Genomic DNA, 22,691 nt, shown 5'->3' on the forward strand with positions numbered 1-22,691 from the left:
AGTGCCGCCTCAGGGCCAACGCGTCGAACGTTGGCCCTGAGGCATGTTCACGGTGTCAGCCTCGGGCCATCAGTCGCGCGACGAGAGCGCGTGCTTCTGGTGTGAGGCCGTCGAGTATCTCCTGTGTGTAGGGGGTGTCGGGTCGGGCTGCGAGGTCGTGGACGGCGGCCCAGTTCTCGGCGATCAGTTGCAGGGCCTGCTGTGTGCGGAGGATGGCCTCGTGCCGCCGGGTGAGGTGTTCCTCGGCGAGCTGGGCTGCCTGGCCCCAGGTGATGTCGCCGCGTTCGGCGAGCGGGCTGAGGGCGGGTGTGGCATCGCGGTCGGCGAGGCGGAGTGCGTCGGAGTCCCTCGCGAGCTGGCGAAGCCGTTCCTCTTCGAGTCGCCTGTCGAGGGCGGCGATGGCGGCGTCAAGGGTGAGGTGGCCCTCGGCGGCCTTCTCGGCGAGGTCGGGGGCGTGCTGTTGCAGGCGTTCGTTCTGGGCGAGGAGGGCTTCGGTGTGGGTTTTGCGTTCGCGGGCCTGGTCGTGGGCGGCGTCGAGGCCGAGTGTGCCGAGGCGTACTCGTTCGGCGAGGTCGGGGGCGTGCTGGAGTACGACGTTGGCGGCGGAGAGGCGGCTGCGGCTGATGTCGTGGAGCTTGGCCTGGGTCCGCAGGGAGTGTCCCGAAACGGAACACGCCATGGCGGTGATCATGGCCTGCTGGCCCTTGCTGATGTGCCGGCGGACGACGTTGTTGCTGAAGATCAGGCGGGTGGGGTTGTCACCGTCGTATGTGGTGAAGCGGGGTTCGATGCCGGCGCGCTTGCAGGCGGCGAGGCGGTTGCGGCCGTCTAGGACGACGCCGTCGCGGTCGCGGATGATCGGCTTGTGCTGGCCCTCGGTCTTGATGGACTCGGCGAGATCGTACAGTTCGGCCTCGGTGAGCATCGGGAAGGTGTCGGCGTAGGGGTGGATCTTCAGGGGTGACTCCTTGTCGGCTGGTGTTGCCGCAGGCCCGGGAGGGCGCGGCGGGTGCGGGCTGAGGTATGCCGTTGCTGGGGGGAGCTCGGGCTGAGGGACGCGGTGGGGCGGCTGGTGTCATCGGGTCCTGCGGGGGCGGTCGGCGGACGTGGCAGGCTTGGTGACCAGGGGCGGGGCTGACCTTCGTGCGGCACCTGTGGCGGGTTGCGGGTTCAGGTCGGCGATGCGGTGCAGTCGCCAGACGAGGACTTCGCTGACGGAGCCGGCGGTGTCGAGCTCCCGGTAACGGGCGGCCTGGGTGAGCAGGGCGGCGGGGTCGTGGCCGGCGCTCTGGGTGTCGGAGAGGATGGCGGCGAGGACGGGCCAGCCGGGTTCGGCGAGGATCTGCTCGGCCAGGTCCGGCAGGGCCTGGCGGACGAGGACGGCCTGCCTCTGTTGCACGGGTAGAGCCAGGCTCAGGCCGCGCTGGTGGAACACCGTCAGGGGCTGGAGGGTGGCTGCCTGGTAGGCGGCGTGCAGGTGTTCGGCTGCCTGGCGGGCGGCTTCGGCCTGCTGGTCGTGGTGGCGGGTGTCGTGCCAGTGCTGGGCTGCGACGACCGCTAGGAGGACGGCGTCGAGGAGGATCGCGAGGAGGGCGCCGTCCTTGGGCGCGGGTTCACGCACGATCGCCTTGATCGCCCGCCGTGTGGCCTCGGCCTGCTGGTGGCGGGCACGGATGCGGGAGCGGCTGGCCCGCTCGAAGGCCGCGGCTGCCTGGGCCAGCTGCGGCTTGTAGGCGGCGGGGGCGATCAGGGGGAGGGCGTCGAGGGTTTCGGCGAGCACGGAGATGTGCGCCTGGCCCACAGCGTCATCAGTCTCCGCCAGCAGATCGGGGATACGGTCGGCCGCTGCGGTGACCTGCTGCCACGCCGTACGCCGACGACCAGTGTGCCGATCAGTGGGGGCAGGTTCGGTGGGCGCGAGGCGTTCGCTGATCTTGGGGTAGGAGAGGTCGGGGGCGAGGGTGGATCCGGAGAACCACACAGGCTCGCCCTTGGCGTTGGTGTCATCGGGGAGGGCGACCTTGTAGCCGCGGATGTCGCCGGAGGGGAAGTGCTGGACGTCCACGAGCATGTTGGTGTTGCGGAGGATGGTGAAGAACTCCTCGGTGCTGGTGGCAGCCGCCACAGCGGTGCGGACGGTGGTGCGCAGACGCTCGCGCGGGGTTGTGGCGGAGCCGGTGCGGCGGGCCTTCTCTTGCTCGGCGCGGGTGGGGCGTTTGGCGGCGGTGCGGTCGCCACGCACGACCTGGCGTAGGCCGTACTCCTTCTCGATCGCGGCGCACTCCTTGTCGGCACGTGGGTAGTCGTTCCAGTTGCGGGGTGTGCTGAGGTCGCCTCGGACCTTGGTGGCGACGATGTGGATGTGGTCCTCCGCGTGGCGGACCGCGACCCACCGGCAGGCATCGGGGTCGCCGGCCGGTGCGATGCCAGTGGCGTTCAGGATCCGGCGGGCGATCACCGCCCACTCGTCATCTGTCAGGATCCGGTCCTCGGGTGCGGCCCGGACCGAGCAGTGCCACACGTGTTTGTCCGGTGCGCGGTCGCCGGCCTGTTTCACCCGCAGGTCAAGAACCGTGGCGAGCTGGGCGAGTGTGGAGGCCTCGTCACGGCCGGGGTCGGGAGCGAAGCCGTCCCAGGAGGCGACCAGGTGGGGGTCGGTGTGTTCGTTGGCGCGGCCTGACCCGTAGAGGTAGCGCAGGACGCCGTGGGTGTTGGCGCCGGCCTTGCTGATCTTCGTGATCAATCAGGCCGCCTTCGACGTGGCGGCGTTGTCCGCTGCCACATCGATCGACCTGGCGGCATCACGGGCCAGGCCGAGGACGCATCGGGCTTCGGCGAGGAGGGCTGCGTCCCCAGGGTGTGGATGGCCGCCGGAGTTCAGCTTGAAGGCGATCTGGTTGACGTTCTTGCCGATGGCGGCCACCTGGAACCGCAGGGCGGCGAGCTCGTCGATCAGGTCATCTTGCGAGGTCCGTTGGCCGGGCAGCGCGAGGTCGCCGTTCAGGTGGGCCACGACGAGGGCGCCGACGAGGTGCGCGCCAGCCAGGTTCAGGCTGCGGGCCTCGGCGAGGATCGCCTGCTTCTCGGCGACGCTGTATCGGACGTCGACGCGCTCCTTGCGCTGCACCTTCTGACGTGCGCGGCGGCGGGCAACCCGGTACAGCGCGGCCTCGTCGGCGGCCCGGACGACGACGGGCAGGCCGGCGTCGGCACCGACCGCCTCCTGCCCCGGTGCGCCCTCGCGCCGGGGTCCTGCCTCCGCCACCCCTGGGGCGGAGGCAGTGTTGGACCGGCCCTTGGACGGTCCAACGTCATACCTTGCTGCCTGGTCTGGGGCTGGAGTACGGGTGTTCTGCTGCTGGTGGACGGTGGGATCGGGGGTGTGCAGGTCCGGCATGCCGGGCCTCCTTCGGAGGTGGGGTCGCCTCAGCGGGCGTTGTGCGGGGAGAGCGCCAGCCCGCCCACGGCGCCGGAGCGAGGGGGCAGGGCTGGATCAGCGGACGGCGACGGCGTGCTCGTCCAGTTCGGCCTGGAGGATGTCCTTGGCCTTCTCGGCGAGGTCCTTGTTGATGGTGAAGCCCTTGTCACGGACGGCGTCCTCGATGCGACGGCGGGAGGCGTGTCCCTCCCGGCCGGGCTGCGTGGTGCGGCCTATCTCGACGGCCTGCTCCAAGGTGGCGCTGGACTTGCGTCCCTTGCGCTTGGGCGGGGTAGCGGCTTCCGCCTCTTGTTTCCGTGCGGGCTCGGGCACATCCCGGCTCGTTTCCACAGGTGTTGGCGCAGCAGCGTCGGCTGCCGGCGCCTGGCGAGGTTCGGGCACAGCGGCGGGCTTGTGGCGGGTGGCGACTTCGGTGTCTGCGGTGTTGTGGCGGGTGGCGGGTTGGCGTTGGACGAGCAGGTAGAAGTGGACCGCGCCTGCCAGCGCGAGCGGGGCGATGGCGGAGATGGCGCCGACGGTGATGTCGTCCAGCGGGAGCCCGGTGTGGCGGGCTTGCTGGTTGAGGCGGATCGCGTGGAGCACGTTGGCCCAGATGCTGGTGACGGTGGCGAGTGCGACCAGCGTGGCCACGTAGAGGCGGGCGCGCAGGGGGCCGGCGTGCAGGACCAAGAGCGCGCCGATGCCCAGGGCGATGAAGCCGTCCACGAGGAGGGGAAAGACGTAGGTGAGGGCTGCGTGGACGTGGCTGGCGGCGGCCATCTGACGCAGGGCGTCGTAGGACAGCGCGAACGCGCCGAGTGCCATGAGCGCGACCCCGGTACGGATCGCCACGGCCAGGGCGGGCCTAGCCGGGGGTGAGACCGGGAAAGAGGGGATGGCGTGCGAGGGCAAGCGTGGGGCTCCAGGGAGTTGGCGGGGGCCACCGGGGCGGGTGGCCGAGAAGGGCGCGGACTCGTCCCACTCGTCCCGTCGCTGGTCAGGGCAGGTACGGGTGAGCGGCTGATGTCGACTCGACTCGTTGCACGAAACGCCACACGATCGTCGGGGCGGTCGGCGAGACGAGTGGGGACGAGTTGGTACGGGTGGCGCCTCGTGGCAGGGCGGCGGGCGCCCAAGCAGGCGGGTACGAAACTCGTCGGGGGCGTTTGACGAGGTCAACCCGCCTGTTGATGTCGAGTCGACTCGTTGCGGGCTGTTCACCCGTCCCCGCGCTGACCTGCGCGGGGACGGGTGGGACGATTCGTGGAGGGTCAGGCGCCGGTGGCGGGCGCGGCCTCGGGGGCGGGATTCTCCGGCGGGCAGTACCGCATCCAGGCATCGGCGAACTGGCCCGGGGTGAAGCCCTTGGCCTGGTTCCCGCCCGGGAAGCGGCGGTTGCCCGAGCCGATGCCGTAGTCGTCGAGCAGGATCTGGAGCCCACGCGAGGTCAGTCCCTTGGGACTGTGCTCGGCCCACGGCGCCTCTGGGTCGGCGTTGAGGATGTCCAGCAGGCGGTTGGTCCGCAGAGCCGGCGGGTTACCTTCGCCTGCGAAAGCACGCCGGATGTCCGTGAGGATGCGGATCTTCAGCCCGCCGTCCTCGTCACGACCGGACTCGTAGTCCGTCATCACCTTGCATGCGGCGCGGGCCATCCGCGGCCATTCGCCGCCCGCGAGGTCGGCGACGCTGATCAGCGGCTCCCACGTGTCGGCGGCGCGGTCATCGACGGGGAGCTTGGGTTCGAGGGCCCTGGCCTCGTCGTGAAGGCCGCCCAGCCAGGCGGCCAGCCGCTCCCGCAGTTCCCGGACCACCACGTCGTCTCGGCCGTATCGCCAGGCGGTCACCTTCTCGTTGCCGGCGCGGCGACGCATGCGGATGACCACGGACCGGTCCATGATCGTGTCCGGCAGGTCTCCGATCCCAGCCAGGGCGGCCATGGCGTAGGTGGAGAACTTCTGCACCTCGTGGTTCGGCCCAGAGACTCGGAGGGTGGGCCGGTTGCGGCTGTGCCCCGCGTTGAGCAGGCCGCGCATCTCCTCGTTCTTCTCCGCGACCTTCGCCGACCCGAAGATCGTGTCGACCTCGTCCACCAGCAGGGTGGGCGGGTTGCTCCCGTCGATCGATCGGAAGATCGCCGCCGCTGACGCGTTGACCGTGATCAGCGGATCGTGGACGGTCTCGATCAGGACCTCCAGCAGCCGCGACTTCCCGCACCGCTTCGCAGGTCCCACGACCGCCAGGCGCGGGGCGTGCTGCCACACCGTCTGCAAGTGGGTGGCTGCCGCCCACAGCGTGGTGGCTGTCAGAGCCTCCTCACTGGGCATGACCACATAGCGGCGGATCGTGGTCCGCAGCTCGTCCAGGATCCGCTCCCCCTCCGAGGCGGGGGCCTGCGACTCCGGAGGGTTGTCGGCCTCGGCAGAGGATTCGGCTGCTGCGTCGAGTCCCTCGTCCTCTTCGCCGTGCAGGTGGGCACCCGGCTGGCCGGGGATCGCGGTCACGGGCCAGTCCGTCTTGGCGGGTGCGGCAGGGGGCGTGGATGTCGTAGGTTTCAAGAGGCAGCTCCTTCTCTTGTGGCCGCGTGCGTGCAGGCCACTCGGGTCGACCGTGTGATCGCGTGTGTGGGTATTGCCAGGGCCTCCGACGTTGGCGCGTCGGGGGCTCGCCCATTTCCCAGGGGCACTTGGCCGCGCCGGGGGAACACGAACAGTACGTACGACCCCGGGGACAGTCCAGCGTTTCTGTGTCAGCTCCGCGCAGAATCGTCTGTTAACGTGCCGCCCCCTCAAGCCGCCAGACCCAGCAGGCCCAGCAGGTCTGCGGTCACCACTCGGTAGGCATTGCCCATCCGCAGCACCTTGCACGGGTACTGACCTCGCTTCGCCAGCTCGTACCCCTTGCTCCGCCCGAGACCCAGAGCCCGGTTGCCCGTGTCCAGGTCAACGGCCACAGGAAGGGCCAGTAGCTCTTCACGGCCCATCCCCTTCACCCGGCTTGCGGTCCTTTCGTCGCGCACGAGGCGCTCCTCTCGTCACAGCCCACGGCGAACACGTCATCGCGTCCGGCTCCAGGCGTATGACTTCCACGGTAAGAAAGTTATTGTGTCTGCATGACACAACATCGCTTGGATGATGGAGACGAGGACGACGTCCCGGAATGGGTCGACCGGATCAAGAACAACGTCGCCGGCGAAGTCCGCCGGCGGAGGAAGGAGATGGGATGGAGCGCGCAGCGGCTGGCAGGGCGATGCGAGGAGCTCGGCCATCCCATCCCGCGCAACGTGATCGCCAACCTGGAGTCAGGCCGCAGGGCCAACCTGCCCCTGGTCGACGTCATGATCCTGGCCGCCGCCCTGTATACGTCCCCGATCTGCCTGATCTTCCCCATCGGCTACGTCGAGGAGACCCAGGAACTTCCCTTCAGCCACCCCATCTCGACCTGGGACGCCATGCGGATGTTCACCGGTGAGGAACCGGGCTACTACTCCGATGCCGGGCTGATCCCCGACTTCAACCGCCACGCCAGCCTGGTCCGCACCATCGAGGCCGCCCTGCGCGAAGCGGAACGGGCCGGTTTCGCCGCCGAGACGGCGGCCAACCCCGCCCAGCGCGAAGAAGCCGAACGCAAGAGGGACAGCTACAACGCACAGGTCAAAGAGGCCACCTGGCAACTCCAGATGGTCCGCGGACAGATCCGCGACGAAGCCGCCACCCCGCCAGAGCTGCCACCGGCACTCGCCGACATCGACCCACCCGACACCGACGAAGAGGACGACATTTGAAGGGCTCCACCCACCGCCGCTGCTACTGCCGCGACCCGAAGACCGGCAAGCCGCTAGGCAAGACGTGCCCCAAGCTCTCCAGCCGCAGGCACGGCTCCTACTCCGTACGCCAGGAACTCCCGCCCCGCGAGGACGGCACCCGCCGCTCCTTCAACCGCGCCGGGTACGAGAGCCTGAAGGCAGCGCAGGCCGACCTGGACCACGTACGTGCTCTCCTCGGCATACCGGCGGCGGACGACCCCGAGAGCGTCGCCAGCGTCGCGGCGCTCCTGGAGCAAGTGGCCGATGAGAAGGCGCCGCTCCCTGACGTCGAGGAGACCCGGCGCCGACTGCGGGCCGGAACCTCTCTCCTCGGGTCGATCACCGTCGGCGAATGGCTGGACCGCTGGCTCGCGTCAAAGAAGACGCGCAAGACCACGACGAACGGCTACGCCTCCCACATCCGCGTCCACCTCCGGCCCCGCATCGGGCACCTCCGCCTCGACCGGCTGAACGTCGCCCACTTGGTCGAGATGTTCGACGCCCTTGCCGATGCCAACGAGGCGATCGAGGCCCACAACCTGGCCCGGCGCGAGCAGATCGCCCGCTGCAAGCCGAGCAAGGCCGGCAGACCGGTCGCGGCCGAGCGGGCGCTCCTGGCCGCCGAGCGGGCCAAGCTCGCCGCGATGGAGCCCTTCCGGAAGCCCACCGGGCCCTCAACCCGGCAGAGCATCCGCCGCACCCTGCGGGCGGCGCTGAACGGGGCGATACGCCAACAGCTCATCATCTTCAACCCGGCGTCCCACGTGGAGCTGGAGTCCGGCAAGCGCCCCAAGCCCCTGCTGTGGACGGACGCCCGCGTGGCCCGGTGGCGCCTCACCGGCGAGAAGCCCTCCCCCGTCATGGTCTGGACCCCGGCCCAGTTCGGTGCCTTCCTCGACGAGGCCGAGGGCGACCGGCTGTACGCCTTCTTCCACCTCTCCGGCACCCGCGGTCTGCGGCGCGGCGAGTGCGTCGGCCAGGAGTGGTCCGACGTCGACCTGGAGGGCGGGCAGATCACGCCGGCCAAGGAGATCGTGGTGGACGGCTGGGACCCGTACGAGTCCGCACCGAAGACGGACGGCAGCGCCAGCACCATCGCGCTGGACAGCCTGAACGTGACCGCCCTGCGTGAGCACCGCGAACGCCAGCTCGCCGAGCGGGAGAAGTGGGGCCCGGCCTGGCAGGACACAGGCAAGGTCTTCACCCAAGAAGACGGCTCCTGGCTCCACCCCGAGACCGCCTCGGAGACCTTCCGGCAGATCCTGGCCCGCACGGACCTGCCGCCGATCACCCTTCGTGATCTACGCCACGTCGCGGCCACCCTCACCCACGGCGGTGGCGGCGACCTCCACACGATCAAGGAGACGCTCCGGCACTCCACGATCACGCTGACCTCGGACACGTACACGAGCCTGCTCCCGGAGGTCGACCAGGCAGCGGCCGAAGCAGCGGCCCAGTTGGTGCCTCGCGCTCGCTCGGCGACGGCCTCGGAAACAAACCAGGTCACATCCTGAGGAAATCCGCGCACGATTGCTCTCGTGGCAAACGAGAGCAACCTGTCCATCACGCTGATCACCATGGATCGCGCAGCGGCCTGCACCGTCTTCACCCGCTCTGACGGGAAGGAGGCGCGGTTCCCGCTGGACACCTCCATGTTCGAAGACACGAGTGTCGTGGCCAGGCTGGACTTCACCCCGGCATACGGAGCCCTCCTCGCCACCACCCTGACAGGGGACCAGGTCCTGTTCGAGTTGCCGCTGGAAGGAGTTGGGGACCAGCTCGGAGGGCGACTCGTCGTGTACCTCGACCAGAACCAGTGGAGCCTGCTGAGCAATGCCGATCGGGGCAGCGAGAAGAGCAGCGAGGCGGATCAAGCCGCTGCCCAGAAGCTCAGGGGCTGGGTGGACCAACGCCGCATCGTCCTCCCCGCTTCTGCCGGCCACTACTACGAGACCAGCAAGCGCTTCAGCACGGAGAAGCGATACGCCCTAGGTCTGACGATCTTGCAGTACAGCCGTGGCTGGCAGATGCGCGATCCACTACAGGTCCGGCGGAACGAGCTTCACGATGCCTTCTGCCACCGCATGAACCGCTCCGGCAGCGCGCGCTCCGCCCCGGTCATCAGCCTCGCCCCGGATGCCCTCTTCTCTCCCACTCGCTGGACCGCTCCCGATGTACCGCCAAGGTTCCAGAGCGGTTTCGCCTTCCAGTACGAGGCGCTGCTCGCCGCCTCCGTTTCCATCGACTCGATGCTCGATACCCAGCAGGTGGAGCCGGGGCCGGACACCGGGTGGACGGCGCTGAGCCAGCGGTTCAGCGACTGGCTGGACGGGCTGGATCAGGATTCTCAGCAGAAGCGCAGGGCCATCGATATCCATCTTCTGAACGATCTGCAGCAGGAGCTGGCCGAGGAGGCAGCCGCGGCAGACGTTCCGAAGGAGCTGTTCCGAGAATGGGGCTTCAACGGGCTGGTCCGAGCGGTCGGCGGGTCTCCGGCTCTCGGGCTCTTCCGGGAGATGCTGCACAGCCGGCACCTCAACAAGGGCACGACGTGGCGCCCGAACGATCTGACGGACATGGTCTATCTGTCCTGTGCGGCCGGGTACGCGGACTTCGTCGTCTGCGAGAAGCACATGCGCGATCCCCTCCAGCACGGCTTGAAGCGGACGGGACTCTCGACGCAGATCTACCGCCGCCTCGCGGATGCCGTAGAGGCCATCGAAGCTGCTCTGGAGACACCGCCGGTACCGGGCGAGCCCGTCTCGTAGGGCTGTATGGCGCCCCGTCCAGGGCCGTCCGCTCACGCATCGCTCACGCACGGGCCCAGAAACGACTGAGCGCCCCACCCAATCGGAATCGGGTGGGGCGCTCAGTAGCAGGTCAGAGGACGTGTCCCCCGCCTGCGAGCAGTAGGCCATGTCGGACTCGAACCGACAACCAACGGATTAAAAGTCCGCTGCTCTGCCAATTGAGCTAATGGCCCGCGGAGTGCTCACCCCAGAGCATAGCCGGAGAGGGACGCGAGGCCGATCGGGTATCGCCCGGAGTGGCTCCGGCGGTTTCCCGCCACGGCCCGTTCGGGCGAACGGCCGGGTGCGGGTGGCGGGTTCGTCGGGGTAGCGCCGCCCGATGCGTCAAACCCTGTGTGCGGGAGCCGAGTTAAGCACCCGGGGTGTTCGGGTCGGTGCGCGGTTCCGTGCGCGGCCAGTCGGTCAGCAGGGTGTGCAGGGCCGCGGTGATCCGGCTCCAGGACTCGGGGACGGCGCGCGGGTGGCCGAAGGAGCCGGTGGCCTCCAGGGCCGCGAAGCCGTGGAAGGTGCTGCGCAGCAGCCGGACCGCGTCGGTGAGGTCGGGTTCGGGCAGTGCGTAGGAGTGCAGCATCGACACCGTGAACTCGATCATCCGCTGGTGCCCGGGCGAGGCGGCGACCACGTCGGGTGGCAGCCGCAGCTGCGTGGCGGCGTACCCGCCGGGGTGGGTGAGGGCGTAGGCGCGGTAGGCGTCGGCGAAGGCGGTCAGCGCCTGTTCCCCGGCGCGGCCGGCCAGGGCCTCGCCGAGCCGGTCGGCGAAGTCGGCGGCCGACCGCACGGCGAGGCGGGTGCGCAGGTCGTCGAGGCCGCGGATGTGGGAGTAGAGGCTGGCGTCCTTGACGCCGAAGCCGCGGGCCAGGGCGGAGACGGTGACCTGGTCGAGGCCCGCGGAGTCCGCCAGCTCGGCGGCCGCTTCGACGATCCGGTCGGGGGTGAGGCCTGCTCGGGACAACGTCCGGCTCCTTGGGTGGGTCTCTGCGATCGACGATAAGTATTAATCATTTGCCTAGATGTCCTAGGTAAATCTACCGTGGGTGTCATGAAGGCACTGACCGAGAAGGACATCCGGGGCTCGTTCGTGAACTGCTCCAAGGGCGAGGCGGCCCGGATCCCGCTGCCGCGGGACCTCGCCACCCGGCCGTGGGAAGACCTCGACTTCCTCGGCTGGCGCGACCTGTCCGCCCCCGACCGCAGCTACCTGGTGACCGGCGGGTCCGACGACGGCGGACCGGTCGGGGTGACGCTGCGCTTCCCGTCCGTCAAGCGCGGGGCGCTGCACCGCAGCATGTGCGGCCTGTGCCTGACGATCCACCCCAGCAGCGGCGTCTCGCTGATGACCGCCCGCAAGCGCGGCAAGGACGGCCGCGAGGGGAACTCGCTCGGCCTCTACATGTGCACCGACCTGGCCTGCTCGCTCTACGTGCGGGGCAAGAAGCTGCCGGAGGCGGGCGGCCGGTTCGAGGAGACGCTGACCGTGGACGAGCAGATCGAGCGGATGACGGGCAATCTGTCCGGGTTTCTGGCCAAGCTGTGAGGCCCGGACGGCCCCCCCGGTCGTCAAGTGGTCGAGGGGCCGTCCCGGATGGCGTAGAGTTGGGTTTACCGACGCGGGGTGGAGCAGCTCGGTAGCTCGCTGGGCTCATAACCCAGAGGTCGCAGGTTCAAATCCTGTCCCCGCTACCAAAGCCCTCAGGGGCGAAGACGAAGGCCCGGATCCTCACGGATCCGGGCCTTCGTTGTTCCCGCGTGCTTCCGTGCATGCCGGTGCATGTCGGTGTGGGGTGGTCCCGCGGGTGCGGTTCACCCGGACGCTCCGGCCGCCTCGCCCGACGCCGCCGGAGCCCACAGTCTTGGGGGGCGAGGCGGCAGCGGCCCGTGCCCGTGCGAGGGAGCCGGCAGGAGAACACCTTGGTGGGGCTGGGTCAACAGGGCGATGAGAGCGGCACGGTCACCACCGGCACGAGCCGGCTGACCCGGCGCTTCGTGCGGATGCTCCCGGTGCTGCTGGTCCTGCTGGGCCTGGTCTTCGACGTGGCCACCCCGCCCAACTACACGGGCTCGCCGTTCTTCTCCGCCGCCCCGCTGGTCGCCGCGCCCCTCTTCGCCCTCGGTACGACCGTGCTGACCGGCGCCTTCGCCTCGCTCGCGGTGGTCGCGCTGCACGTCCGCAACGGCACCACCTGGCGGGGCGAGGCCATCACCGAGCTGGTCACCGTCCTGACCGTCTCGGTACTCGCCATCCTCATCAACCGGGTGGTCCGGCGCAGCGGCGCCCAGCTCGCCTCCGCGCGCGGCATCGCCGAGGCGGCGCAGCGCGCGGTCCTGCCGACGCCCGCCGACCGGATCGCGGGCCTGCACATCGCCGCGCGCTACGTGGCGGCGGAGGCGGACGCCTTCATCGGCGGGGACCTGTACGCCGTACAGGACACCCCGTACGGCGTGCGGCTGGCCGTGGGCGACGTACGGGGCAAGGGGTTGGGCGCGGTGGAAGCGGTGGCGGTGGTCCTCGGGGCCTTCCGGGAGGCGGCCGAGCAGGAGCCCGCGCTGGAGGGGGTGGCCCGGCGCCTGGAGCGGGCGCTGGCCCGGGAGGGCAACCGGCGCGACAGCCTGGACGCCGTCGAGGGGTTCACCACCTGTGTGCTGGCCGAGATCCCCCGCGGGACCGGGACCCTGCGGATCGTGAACCGGGGGCACCCCGAACCGCTGCTGCTCGGCCCGGACGGCTCTTTGGCGGTGCTCCACCCGGGCGAGCCGGCGCTGCCACTGGGCATGGGGGAGCTGGGCAGTTGGCCGGACCGGGCCGAGGAGTGGGCCTTCCCGGCGGGCGCGACCTTGCTGCTGCACACCGACGGGTTGAGCGAAGCCCGGGACGGGGCGGGGGAGTTCTACGATCCGCCGGCCCGACTGCGGGGGCGGATCTTCCCGGGCCCCGAGGAGGTCCTGGACGCGCTCATCACCGACGTGCGCCGCCACACCGGCGGCGGGGCGACGGACGACCTGGCGCTGTTGGCGGTGGCCCGGCCGGGGGAGGGGCAGCCGATGCGGCGGAGGACGGTACCGGTGGTGCGACGTGACGATGATGCAATGTGACGGTGGGTGAGCGAAAGGGCGCGCTCCGCAGCCCATTTGACGGACCATCATGAAGAGCGTGTGGCTGGAGGTACACAAAAAGGTGTGACCTTTTGTCGCTGTTTATTAAGTAAAGCCCTAGAAAGTCCAGGCCAAAGCCGGTCGGTAGGTGGCCGATTGGTATGAACGATCAATCGCAACTGCTTGGAATCACTCCCTGGTGTCTATTACCGTTCGATAACGCAGCGCGGTCGCCACAACCGTCGCAAGAGACGGCACAGTGCGCGTGCGCGCGGATTTCGAGGAGTGTGCCCCGGTGCCGTCCCAACTGCCCGCCCCCGACGGCGTCGAGGTCCAGGAATCCCCCACCGCCGGCGCGTGGGGTGAGTGGAATCCGACCGAGGACTCGGCCCGCCCGGTGCGCGGCAAGCACCGCGTGGCGCGCCAGCGCGGCGGACTGGCCCGCAGCTCCACCGTGCTCGGGGTGGGCGTCATCGCGGCCGTCGGCGCGGGCGGCATCGCCACCGCGCAGGGCCGCCCGCAGGTGGCCATCAGCATCCCGTCGCTGGGCGACCTGAGCGACCTGACCGGCTCCGACGGCGCGGCGGTCGAGGGCGCGGGGCGCGCCGGGGACGGTTCGGCCAACGGGATCGTCCGCGGCGGCGCCGAGGGCGCGCACCAGGGCTTCGACGCGGGCGCGGGTCGGGGCCAGGAGCAGCGGGCCTCCGGTTTCGACGCGGGCGAGGTGCTGCGCCACCGGATCCTGCAGCAGGCCGAGTCCCAGCAGGACGCCGCCGCGGCCACGGCCAAGGCGGAGGCCGAGCGGACCGCGCAGCAGGCCGCCGCGGAGGAGGCCAAGCAGCAGCAGGTCGCCGCCGAGGAGGCGGCGCGCACCAAGGCGGAGGCGGAGGCCAAGGCCCAGGAAGAGGCGAAGGCGAAGGCGGCCGCGGCGCAGCAGCAGTCGGCCGACGCGGGCCCGTCCACCTCCGGCCCGTCCGGTTCCACGGCCCCGACCGCCGGCGGGTACGCGCTCCCCACCTCGGCCTACACACTGACCTCGCACTACGGCGACGCCGGCTCGATGTGGTCCTCCGGCATGCACACCGGGCTCGACTTCGCCGCGCCGACCGGCACCCCGGTCAAGGCGGTGCACGACGGGAAGATCATCTCTGCGGGCTGGTCCGGCTCGTACGGCTACCGGATCGTGCTCCAACTCTCCGACGGCACCGAGGTCTGGTATTGCCACCTCTCCTCCATGTCGGTGACCTCGGGCACGGTCGCCACCGGCGAGACCATCGGCCGGGTCGGGGCCACCGGCAACGTCACCGGACCCCACCTCCATCTGGAAGTGCGTACGGACGGGGCGACGCGTGACCCGCTGGCGTGGCTCCAGGGCAAGGGCCTGAACGTCTAGGACCGGGAACGGGGGCGGTGACGGGAGCGGCGACCGCAGCCGCGATCTCTTCCGCTTCCGGGGGTCGAATGACCTCGTGCGCCAAAGGCGTTGCCCGCATCGGCAGCCCCGCGGCCGTCGTCCGCGCCGGCGGCGCCGCGCACAGCTCCTCCATGACGGCCGCCCTGGCCAGCGCCGGGCCCGCGGCCGCCCGGGCCCGCCACAGCCGTTCCAGCAACTCCCGCTCCCGGTCCGCGAAGTCCGCCACGCGCCGCGGACCGCCGCTACGGGCCCCGTCGCGCAGCAGGGCGAGGGCGGCAGCGTCCGCCGTGTAGGCGGCGACCGCCCGGGCCGCCGGGCGACCGCCCGCGCTCCGGGCCAGCGCACGGGCCAGCGAGCGGGCGGGTACCGACGCGAGCGCGGCCGCCTCCGCGGGGCCGAGCCATCCGGCGCCCGCGTAGACCCTCAGCTCGCGCGCGACCGTACGCAGTTGGCCGCGGCGGATCCGGACGGCCAGCCCCACCAGCGCCGCGAAGACCGGGACCATCACGCAGCCGTAGACGACGTAGAAGCCGTACGCGCCCAGCTCGGACGAGCTGTTCCACAGGGCGTGCGCGCCCATGGCGAGCCCCAGCCCCAGCGGCGGCAACCAGGTCCGGACCGGGCGGCGGGCGCTGCGCGCGGCCAGGCCCAGGCCAAGCCCGGTCAGCGCGGTGAACAGCGGGTGGGCGAAGGGCGACAGCATGATCCGCACGAAGAAGGTGGCCGCCGTCGTGGAGTCGAGCACGGTGGTGCCGCTGTCCAGGTCCTCGCCGAAGGCGTTGCCGAGGTAGAGGATGTTCTCGGTGAAGGCGAAGCCCGTGGCGGTGAAACCGGCGAGGACCAGCCCGTCCGCGGGACCGGTGAAGTGTCGTCTTCGGAACGTGAACACCAGCAGCAGGGCGGCCGCCTTCGCGCTCTCCTCGACGACGGGGGCGACCGCCACCGAGCCGAGCCGGTCGGCGGCGGAGGGGTCGGTGGCGGCCGCGGCCATCCACTCGCTCGCGAAGTTGTTGGCCACTATGGCGATCAGCGCCGCGGTGCAGGCCCCCCACCCCGCGCAGAACAGCAGCCGGGACCAGGGCAGCGGCGCGGCCCGCCCCAGCCACCGGAACGCCGCCATGAGCGGTGCCACCGGGAGCAGAGCCAGTCCGAGCCCGACGAAGAACCCGGCGGTGCCGGTCTGTTCCCGCACGAGCTCCAGGATGGCCACGCCGGACAGGGTCACGCAGGAGAGCAGGGCGACGAGCACGCACGTGCGGACCGCGCCCGACGGACGTGCGAGCACACCGGGGAGCGCTCGGAACACGTCATCACCCTAGCGAGCGGGTCCGACACGTGCGGTGACGTTGGCCGTTATCCCCGTTACGGGGTACGGCGGAACAGGAGGTCGTGTACGACGTGCCCCTTGTCGAGCCCCTGGCCCTCGAAGCGGGTGAGCGGTCGGAAGTCGGGGCGCGGCGCGTAACCGCCGTCCGCCTGCGTGTTCTCGAACAAGGGGTGCGCGCCGAGGACTTCGAGCATCTGCTCGGCGTACGGCTCCCAGTCGGTCGCGCAGTGCAGCACGGCCCCGGGGGCCAGCCGGGTCCCGGCCAGGTCGAGGAACTCGGGCTGGATGAGGCGCCGCTTGTGGTGGCGGGCCTTGGGCCACGGGTCCGGGAAGTAGACGCGCAGTCCGGCGAGGGAGTCGGGCGCCAGCATCTCGCGCAGCAGGATGATCGCGTCGCCGTTGGCGACCCGGATGTTGTCGAGGCCGCCGCGCTCGGCGAGCGCGAGCAGGTTGCCCTGACCGGGCGTGTGCACGTCGGCGGCCAGGATCCCGGTGTCCGGGTCGGCGGCGGCCATCTGCGCGGTGGCTTCGCCCATGCCGAAGCCGATCTCCAGGACGACGGGGCGGCCGTCGAAGAGCTTGTTCAGGTCGATGACCTCGTGCCCGTCGATGTCCAGGCCCCAGGTCCCCCACTTGCGGCGCAGTGCCTCGCCCTGGCCGGTGGTCACCCGGCTGCGGCGCGGCTGGAAGCTGCGGATCCGGCGCTCGTGGTGCGAGCCCGCCGGGTCGGGCGCGGGCCCGTCGGGAAACCGGGGCTCCGTGCGCCAGCGCGGCGGAACGTGGGGAGCCGCCCCCTCGGGGGCGTCGGGGGTACCGGGCTGCGGATTCAGTGACTCAGACACAATGCCCCGATTCTACGACCCGCCCGTCTCCCCCACGCTTCGAAGGCCCCCGCCCCGACCGGGTCCGCCGGTCCGGGCCGGGCGCCGACCCGGGCGGGCCGGTTCAGTCCCGCGGCATCCGCAGCATCCGCAGGGCGCGGCGGGCCACCGCGCGCCCCACCGGCAGCGCGCCCGTCACCCCGGGCAGCGCCACGTCCACCACGTGCACCGCGCCGGGCGTCTCCCGGACCAGGACCTCGTCCACCTGCGTCCCGTCCGGGCGGACGGCCCGCGCCCGCAGCCCGGCGGCCCCCGCCGCGGGGACGAGGTCCGCCTCCGACACCCCGGGCAACACCTTGCGCACCGCCTCCACGAACTCCCGCTTCACCGGCACCGCCCCGGCATCGGTTCCGGTTCCGCTTCCGTGCCGGGCCCCGGCTCGGGCAGCGGGTCGGGGATCGGCCCCCGCCGCGATGTGGACCTCGCCGTCGATCCCGCGGAGCAGGTGGACACCGCGGAAGGGGCGCGTGGGATCCGGGAGCGCGTCGATCGGGCCGCGCAGCAGCGAGGGCCGCGCCAGGTCGTAGTACTCCCCCCGGAACGCCGAGATCCGCACCCCCGGGTCGTCCCCGGCCAGCCGGGCCACCCGGTCGCTGCGCATCCCGGCGCAGTTCACCAGCACCCTCGCCCGCAGCACCTCGCCGGAGGCGGTCCGCACCGCGACCCGGCCCGGCCGCCGCCGGATGCCCTCCGCCCGCGCCCCGTACCGGATCTCCGCGCCGGAGGACCGCGCGAGCTGCGCCGCCAGCCGGCCGTGGTCCACGACCGCGGCCGTCCCGACCCGGATCGCGGCCAGTGCGCGGACTTCCGGTTCGTACTCCCTGATCTGCTCCGGGCCCAGCTCCCGCACCGGTACCCCCAGCCGGCGGCCCCGCTGGACCAGCGCGTGCAGCCGCGGCAGCTCGGCCCGCTCGGTGGCGACGACCAGCTTCCCGGTCACCTCGTGCGGAATGCCGTGCTCCGCGCAGAACGCGGCCATCTCGGCCGCGCCCCGCACCGCGAAGCGGGCCGTGAGCGATCCGGGCCGGTGGTGGATCCCGCTGTCCACGACCCCGCTGCCGACGGCCCCGCTGTCCACAACCCCGCTGTCGACGGCCCCGTCGTCGGTAGCCCCGCCGTGGAGCCCGTCGCGGGGCCCGACCGGGTCGGCCCCCCGCTCCTCCAGCACCACGACCCGCGTGCCGGGGGCGAGGCGCGACAGCGCGTGCGCCGTCGACAGGCCGACGATCCCCCCGCCGATCACCAGCACATCGCAGTCCACGTCGCTGCCACCTCCCACCCCCGCATACTGCACCCCACCACTGACAACGCGGCGCGGGAGCGGTGCGCGGAAGCGGCTACGCCGGAGTCACCAGCAGCGGCCGGGCCCGCTCGCGCAGCTCGGCGACGCGCGGTTCGTCGCCGTACGGTTCCAGCCGGTGCAGCAGGTCCCGTACGTACTCCGTGGTGCGCGCCGAGGAGATCCGGCCCGCGACCTCCACCGCCCGGGTCCCGGCCGCGCAGGCGGCGTCGAGGTTGCCGGACTCCAGCTCGGCGACCGCGCTCACCACCAACCGCAGCCCGTGCGAGCGCACGTACTCCTCGGTGGGGCGCGACAGTGCCTGCTCGGTGAACCGCCGCACCTGCCGGGGCAGTTTGAGGTCCCGGTAGCATTCCGCCGCATCCGCCGCGAAACGGTCGTACGAGTAGAAACCGAGCCAGGTCGGATCGGGGTCCCCCTCCCGCGCCCGCTCCAGCCAGCCCTCCGCCGCCCGCAGCGCCCCGCCGGCGGCCACCGGGTCGCCCGACTTCGCGTGCGCCCGGGCCTCCACCAGCCGGAAGAAGCTCATGGTGCGGGCCGTGGCCAGCCCCCGGTTGCGCTCGACGGCGGCCTGCGCGAGGTCCACCCCCTCGTCCGGGAAGTCCCGGTAGGTGGCTTGGAGGGACATCGAGGCCAGGACGTACCCGCCGAGCGGTACGTCGGCGGCCGCGCGGGCCAGGCGCAGCGCCTGGATGTAGTACCGCTGGGCCGCCTCCTGTTGGCCGGTGTCGAAGGCCATCCACCCGGCCAGCCGGGTCAGCTCGGCGGTCGCCCCGAACAGCGCCCGGCCCACCTCGTCGGTGTAGGAGCCCAGCAACAGGGGGGCCGCGTCCACCCGGAGGCATTCGGGGACCATCGAGGAACGCCAGTCCCCGCCGCCGTACTTGGAGTCCCAGCGGCGCGCGTCCTCGGCCGCCTCGCGCAGCTTGGCCACGTCGCTGTGGCCGACCCGCTGCGGGGTCGGGTCCGGGGAGTGCGCGGCCGTCGACTGGCCTGGTGCGCGCGGCGTTTCGGCGCCGGACTGCGCGGGCACAAAGGAGGTCGGCGGCGATGTGACCGGGACCACGGGGCCACCGCCCGGAGCGCCGCTCGCCGCGCCGCCCGACGTGCTGCCGCCCGTCGTGCCGCTCGTGCCGCCCGTACCGCTCGTACCTCCAGCAGAACCCGCAGAACCCGCAGGACCCGCAGCACCCGTACCGCCCGCACCTCCCGCCGCACCGTCCGAGAGAAGGGGGGCCGGAGCATTGGCCTCACGCGCGACCGAGCCGTCCGCCGGAGATATCAGCCAGCGCGAGGCGGGCGTCGCGTACGCCGCCACGGAGAAGGAGCCGGCCAAGGACTGCCAGATCCCGCCGCCCCCGCGCCGGCCCGCGAGGTCGAGACGGTAGAGGTCGGTGGCCGAGCGCACCGCCGCGCCCACGTCGCGCGGGAAGGCGAGGCCGACCTCGGGCGCGGGGTCCGCGTCCGCCAGTCCGATCTCGTGCAGCGGTACCGGCCGCCCCAGCTTGGCGCCGATGGCGGCGGCGATGAGATGAGGGGCCGCACCCTGCGGCACCATGCCCTTGGACACCCACCGGGCGACCGAGGTCTTGTCGTACCGGAGCGTCAGTCCACGCTGCGCCCCGAGGTCGTTGACCCGCCGGGCCAGCCCCGCGTTGCTGATGCCCGCGAGGGCGAGGACGGCGCCGAGCTTCTCGTTCGGCTCACGGAGCTCCCTGGACATGCGCCACCCCTCGTCACACACGTGGAACGCAGACCGTCGTCGGGGCATAGGCGCCCGGCAACGTAAACCCAGCGTAGTTCGCCGCATCCCAAGCGTTAAGGCCCCGCCTTCCGGATGGCGAGATTGTTGTCCGTACGCACAGTCGGGACCGGGGTCGTGCCCGGGGCGCACGTGTCAGTGCGTGCTCCGCCCGTGTGGCCGTGCGCCCGCCCGTGCGCTCTGCCCCGCCCCGGGGCCCGGCGATTCGATGTGCGGTGCGTGGGTCGGCCCGACGCGTGGATCCGGCGGGCCGGGAGGGACCGCCGCCTCAATCCCCGCGGGTGGCGGTACGGTCCGGGAGGTGGACGCCGCTTCCCGGACCGCGCCCCCGCGCGGGCACTCAGTACGGCCGAAGAATGGCCGAAACCGACCTATGGGGCGGTGGGCACGGAACGCCAAATACCGCGTGGGCGGGGCGTGTTCGTTTGCATGTGCGCCCCCCTTAACCACTCTCGCACGCCTGTCTCGTGGCAGCATGGACCCGAGCCACCCGGGGTCCCGCCGTCCGGCCGTCCGGCCCCGGTCACATGCCCACGGGCTGGGGAGACGGCTATGCGGTGGTTGGTGGGCTGGAGCAGTATCGCCGCGAGCTTCGGCACGGCCGGGCGCGTCGGCGAACCCGGCCGAGGGCCCGACGGGCTGCGCGGCGGCCTCGCGGACGTCCCGCGCACCTCGTACGCCTCCCAAACCCCCTACGCTTCCACGGGCCCGGTCGGTTCCCCGGGATCCGCCGGCGCGTACGGCGGCGCCTACGGCGAGCCGGACGAATACACCGAACGCACCCTGCACCCGGTCGGCGCCCAACTCCTGTGGGGCGACCCCGACCCGCTGTGGGCCGTCGGCGACTGGCGCCCCGACGAGATCCGCACCGTCACCGCCGATCCCGCCGACCCCTTCACCCGGCTCGCCGTCCTCGGCTGCTGCGGCGCCGGCGACGCCGAACTGCGCCGCGCCCTCTACGCCGCCCGGGGCGGCGCCCTGCGCCACCTCACCCAGTGGCCCGGCAGCTACACCGCCGTCGTCCAGGCCGGCCGCCGGATCACCGTCGTCGGCGACCTCGCCGGCGCCCGGCCCGTCTTCTACACCCCCTGGGCGGGCGGAACGGCGTACGCCACCGCGGCCCTTCCCCTCGCCGACCTGATCGAGGCCCAGCTCGACATCGGCCACCTCGCCGCCCTGCTGGCCTGTCCCGACAGCCCCGAGGCACTGGGCGACGGCACACCGTACGCGGGCGTCCGCCGGATCCCGCCCGGGCACGCGATCATCCTGCGCGAGGGCTCCCGCGAGATCACCGGCTACGAGCCCGTCGCCTCCCTCGCCGTCGCCGCGCCCGAGATGGAGGCCGAGGCCGCGACCGAGGGCGTGCGCGAAGCACTCGTCGACGCGGTGCGCGCCCGGCTCACGGCGCCCCGCCATGCCCCCGACACCCTGCCCCACGACCCCGGGCCGGTTCCCGGCATGGGCCCCGCCGACCGCCGCGCCGCCCGCGGCGCCCCCACCGCCGGCGTGGGCGCCGACCTCTCCGGCGGCAGTGCCTCCGCCACCCTCGCCCTCCTCGCCGCCGGACTGCCCGGCGCCCCCGGCACCGTCCTCGGGCACGGCTCCGGAGCCGGCGAACGCCTGCTCGCCGTCACCTTCAACGACCTCACCACCCCGCAGGGCCGCGAGGGCGAACTCGAACGCGCCCACGCCATCGCCGCCGACCCCCGCCTGCACCACGTCGTCGTCGCCGCGGCCGAAGAGGCCCTCCCGTACGCCGACCTCGACGGCCCCCTCACCGACGAACCCGGCCCCTCCCTCGTCCTCGCCGCCCGCGACCGGCGCCGACTGGCCTCGGGCAGCGCCGACCACTTCGTCGGCCACGGCGCCCGCCAGGTCCTCGACGCGCACCCCGCCCGGCTGGCCGACCTCCTCATGGACCGCCGCAGACGCCACCTGCTGCGGCCCGTCGCCGCCCTCGCCCGCTCGGTCGGCGCCGAAGGCCAGTCCTCCGGCCAGTCGCTGCTCGTCCCCCTGACCGTGTACTCCGCCGCCCGCCGCCTCGCCCGTACGCCCTACCGCGCGGGCATGGAAGCGGCCGCCGCCCGGCTGCGCGAGGGCCTGTTGCCCCGGGGCGCCGCCACCCCGCTCGACGCCTCCCTCGCCGCCCTCACCTGGTGCCGGCCCGGGCCCGCCGCGAGCTGGCTGACCGGCGAAGCCCTCGCCGAGGTCGCCGTCCGGCTCGCCGCGGCCGCGGGCCGCCCCCCGCTCTCGCTGCGCCCCGGGGAGGCCCGGGCCCGATCGGTCCTGGCCCGGCACGCGGCCGACCACCGGGTCTTCGAACAGGCCGTGGAGGTCCGCAGCCAGCGGCTGCACGCCCCGTTCCTCGACAACCAGGTCGTCCGCGCGGCCCGCGCCCTGCCCGAATCCCTGCGGGTCCAGCCCGGTGCCCGCGCCGCGATCCTGCGGACCGTCCTCGCGGGCACGGGCGTGCGCGAACTCCCGCCCGGCTGGGGCGCCCCGGCCCACTCCGCCAACGAAACGGCGGTCCGGCTCGGGCTGCGCGCCGCCCTCGACCCGCTGCTGGCGCTCTTCACCGCACCGCTGTTGGCGGACGCGGGCCTGATCGAGGCGCGGGTCATCCAGCAGGCCCTGATCGATGCGGCGCAGGGCCATCCGGTCCCGCTGGACGGCCTCGCCGAACTGGTCTCCGTGGAACTGTGGCTGCGCCGCCTCCTGGGCCGCCGCGGCACCTGCTGGACGGGCACCTCCTCCCCCCGCCGCCGCGCCGTCCCCACCGGCATCCCCCTCCGCCGCCCGGCCCTCTCCTGACCACCGCCCGCCCGTCCGCTCGGGGGTACCTCCCAGCGGTGGCCGGGGGAGATCGAGGCGCGGGTCCGGGCGGAGC

Annotated in this window: 18 protein-coding genes and 2 tRNA genes; 8 read left to right on the forward strand and 12 right to left on the reverse strand. The window is 72.4% G+C overall.

Going from position 1 to position 22,691, the window contains the following annotated elements; translation table 11 throughout:
- Window positions 1–55: 55 nt before the first annotated feature.
- The 6 genes from ACIBEA_RS25885 to ACIBEA_RS25910 form a co-directional block, all read right to left on the reverse strand.
- Complete coding sequence (locus ACIBEA_RS25885) at window positions 56–925, reverse strand: ParB N-terminal domain-containing protein (protein WP_399264760.1); 870 nt, start codon at window positions 923–925, stop codon at window positions 56–58.
- A 150-nt stretch (window positions 926–1,075) separates the two neighbouring features.
- Entirely contained in the window at window positions 1,076–2,743 is a 1,668-nt protein-coding gene (locus ACIBEA_RS25890; RefSeq protein ID WP_399264762.1) for a relaxase/mobilization nuclease domain-containing protein, read from the reverse strand.
- The gene (locus tag ACIBEA_RS25895) at window positions 2,744–3,397 is read right to left on the reverse strand and encodes a plasmid mobilization relaxosome protein MobC (RefSeq protein WP_399264764.1); all 654 of its coding nucleotides are present in this window, start codon (window positions 3,395–3,397) and stop codon (window positions 2,744–2,746) included.
- A gap of 96 nt (window positions 3,398–3,493) precedes the next feature.
- On the reverse strand, window positions 3,494–4,276 hold the full coding sequence (locus ACIBEA_RS25900; RefSeq protein WP_399264830.1) for a DUF2637 domain-containing protein: 783 nt from the start codon (window positions 4,274–4,276) through the stop codon (window positions 3,494–3,496).
- Window positions 4,277–4,689: 413 nt separating this feature from the next.
- Window positions 4,690–5,973, reverse strand: coding sequence for a DUF3631 domain-containing protein (locus ACIBEA_RS25905; protein WP_399264766.1), 1,284 nt, complete (start codon window positions 5,971–5,973; stop codon window positions 4,690–4,692).
- Between the two features lie 230 nt (window positions 5,974–6,203).
- Window positions 6,204–6,398, reverse strand: coding sequence for a hypothetical protein (locus ACIBEA_RS25910; protein WP_399264832.1), 195 nt, complete (start codon window positions 6,396–6,398; stop codon window positions 6,204–6,206).
- A gap of 129 nt (window positions 6,399–6,527) precedes the next feature.
- Here ACIBEA_RS25910 and ACIBEA_RS25915 point away from each other — a divergent pair, with 129 nt between their 5' ends.
- Genes ACIBEA_RS25915 through ACIBEA_RS25925 form a run of 3 tightly spaced genes read left to right on the forward strand, consistent with a single transcriptional unit; the run spans window position 6,528 to window position 9,988 of the window.
- A complete protein-coding gene (locus ACIBEA_RS25915; RefSeq protein ID WP_399264768.1) occupies window positions 6,528–7,199 on the forward strand; it encodes a helix-turn-helix domain-containing protein in 672 nt (223 codons plus the stop codon).
- The gene (xerC, locus tag ACIBEA_RS25920) at window positions 7,196–8,734 is read left to right on the forward strand and encodes a tyrosine recombinase XerC (RefSeq protein ID WP_399264770.1); all 1,539 of its coding nucleotides are present in this window, start codon (window positions 7,196–7,198) and stop codon (window positions 8,732–8,734) included. The genes ACIBEA_RS25915 and xerC overlap by 4 nt, the downstream gene beginning before the upstream one ends.
- 24 nt (window positions 8,735–8,758) lie before the next feature.
- Window positions 8,759–9,988, forward strand: a complete 1,230-nt coding sequence (locus tag ACIBEA_RS25925) for a hypothetical protein (protein ID WP_399264772.1) — start codon at window positions 8,759–8,761, stop codon at window positions 9,986–9,988.
- A gap of 142 nt (window positions 9,989–10,130) precedes the next feature.
- Here the strand turns inward: ACIBEA_RS25925 and ACIBEA_RS25930 are convergent.
- Window positions 10,131–10,203: transfer RNA gene (locus ACIBEA_RS25930), tRNA-Lys, on the reverse strand.
- 176 nt (window positions 10,204–10,379) lie between these two features.
- Complete coding sequence (locus ACIBEA_RS25935) at window positions 10,380–10,982, reverse strand: TetR/AcrR family transcriptional regulator (protein ID WP_399264774.1); 603 nt, start codon at window positions 10,980–10,982, stop codon at window positions 10,380–10,382.
- An 87-nt stretch (window positions 10,983–11,069) separates the two neighbouring features.
- On the opposite strand from ACIBEA_RS25935, the gene ACIBEA_RS25940 reads away from it, so the two are divergent.
- From ACIBEA_RS25940 to ACIBEA_RS25955, 4 genes are all read left to right on the forward strand, one after another.
- The gene (locus tag ACIBEA_RS25940; protein ID WP_399264776.1) at window positions 11,070–11,564 is read left to right on the forward strand and encodes an FBP domain-containing protein; all 495 of its coding nucleotides are present in this window, start codon (window positions 11,070–11,072) and stop codon (window positions 11,562–11,564) included.
- Window positions 11,565–11,636: 72 nt separating this feature from the next.
- Window positions 11,637–11,713 (forward strand) — tRNA-Met (locus ACIBEA_RS25945).
- A 306-nt stretch (window positions 11,714–12,019) separates the two neighbouring features.
- Window positions 12,020–13,120, forward strand: coding sequence for a PP2C family protein-serine/threonine phosphatase (locus ACIBEA_RS25950; RefSeq protein ID WP_399264834.1), 1,101 nt, complete (start codon window positions 12,020–12,022; stop codon window positions 13,118–13,120).
- A gap of 295 nt (window positions 13,121–13,415) precedes the next feature.
- Window positions 13,416–14,513 carry a M23 family metallopeptidase gene (locus ACIBEA_RS25955; RefSeq protein WP_399264778.1) on the forward strand — a complete coding sequence of 366 codons (1,098 nt, stop codon included), beginning with the start codon at window positions 13,416–13,418 and terminating at the stop codon, window positions 14,511–14,513.
- Here ACIBEA_RS25955 and ACIBEA_RS25960 read toward each other — a convergent pair.
- The 4 genes from ACIBEA_RS25960 to ACIBEA_RS25975 all read right to left on the reverse strand — a co-directional run bounded on the left by ACIBEA_RS25960 (window position 14,422) and on the right by ACIBEA_RS25975 (window position 19,765).
- A complete protein-coding gene (locus ACIBEA_RS25960) occupies window positions 14,422–15,840 on the reverse strand; it encodes a PrsW family intramembrane metalloprotease (RefSeq protein ID WP_399264779.1) in 1,419 nt (472 codons plus the stop codon). The genes ACIBEA_RS25955 and ACIBEA_RS25960 overlap by 92 nt on opposite strands.
- Window positions 15,841–15,896: 56 nt before the next feature.
- Window positions 15,897–16,703 carry a tRNA (guanosine(46)-N7)-methyltransferase TrmB gene (trmB, locus tag ACIBEA_RS25965; RefSeq protein ID WP_399264781.1) on the reverse strand — a complete coding sequence of 269 codons (807 nt, stop codon included), beginning with the start codon at window positions 16,701–16,703 and terminating at the stop codon, window positions 15,897–15,899.
- A gap of 103 nt (window positions 16,704–16,806) precedes the next feature.
- Window positions 16,807–18,003: an FAD-dependent oxidoreductase gene (locus ACIBEA_RS25970; protein WP_399264783.1), complete on the reverse strand. Its 1,197-nt coding sequence runs from the start codon at window positions 18,001–18,003 to the stop codon at window positions 16,807–16,809.
- Window positions 18,004–18,079: 76 nt separating this feature from the next.
- Window positions 18,080–19,765: a sporulation protein gene (locus ACIBEA_RS25975; protein ID WP_399264785.1), complete on the reverse strand. Its 1,686-nt coding sequence runs from the start codon at window positions 19,763–19,765 to the stop codon at window positions 18,080–18,082.
- A 591-nt stretch (window positions 19,766–20,356) separates the two neighbouring features.
- Between ACIBEA_RS25975 and ACIBEA_RS25980 the strand changes: the two genes are divergently transcribed.
- On the forward strand, window positions 20,357–22,615 hold the full coding sequence (locus tag ACIBEA_RS25980) for an asparagine synthase-related protein (RefSeq protein ID WP_399264787.1): 2,259 nt from the start codon (window positions 20,357–20,359) through the stop codon (window positions 22,613–22,615).
- Window positions 22,616–22,691: the final 76 nt, after the last annotated feature.

The sequence above is a fragment of the Streptomyces sp. NPDC051555 genome, assembly GCF_044454405.1.
In the GTDB taxonomy this organism is placed as follows: Bacteria; Actinomycetota; Actinomycetes; order Streptomycetales; family Streptomycetaceae; genus Streptomyces.

Coding starts and splice junctions, on each gene's coding strand:
- ACIBEA_RS25885 (WP_399264760.1), bottom strand. CDS start 925: ATGCTCACCGAGGCCGAACTGTACGATCTCGCCGAGTCCATCAAGACC.
- ACIBEA_RS25895 (WP_399264764.1), bottom strand. CDS start 3,397: ATGCCGGACCTGCACACCCCCGATCCCACCGTCCACCAGCAGCAGAAC.
- ACIBEA_RS25910 (WP_399264832.1), bottom strand. CDS start 6,398: ATGGGCCGTGAAGAGCTACTGGCCCTTCCTGTGGCCGTTGACCTGGAC.
- ACIBEA_RS25915 (WP_399264768.1), top strand. CDS start 6,528: ATGACACAACATCGCTTGGATGATGGAGACGAGGACGACGTCCCGGAA.
- ACIBEA_RS25940 (WP_399264776.1), top strand. CDS start 11,070: ATGAAGGCACTGACCGAGAAGGACATCCGGGGCTCGTTCGTGAACTGC.
- ACIBEA_RS25950 (WP_399264834.1), top strand. CDS start 12,020: ATGCTCCCGGTGCTGCTGGTCCTGCTGGGCCTGGTCTTCGACGTGGCC.
- ACIBEA_RS25975 (WP_399264785.1), bottom strand. CDS start 19,765: ATGTCCAGGGAGCTCCGTGAGCCGAACGAGAAGCTCGGCGCCGTCCTC.
- ACIBEA_RS25980 (WP_399264787.1), top strand. CDS start 20,357: ATGCGGTGGTTGGTGGGCTGGAGCAGTATCGCCGCGAGCTTCGGCACG.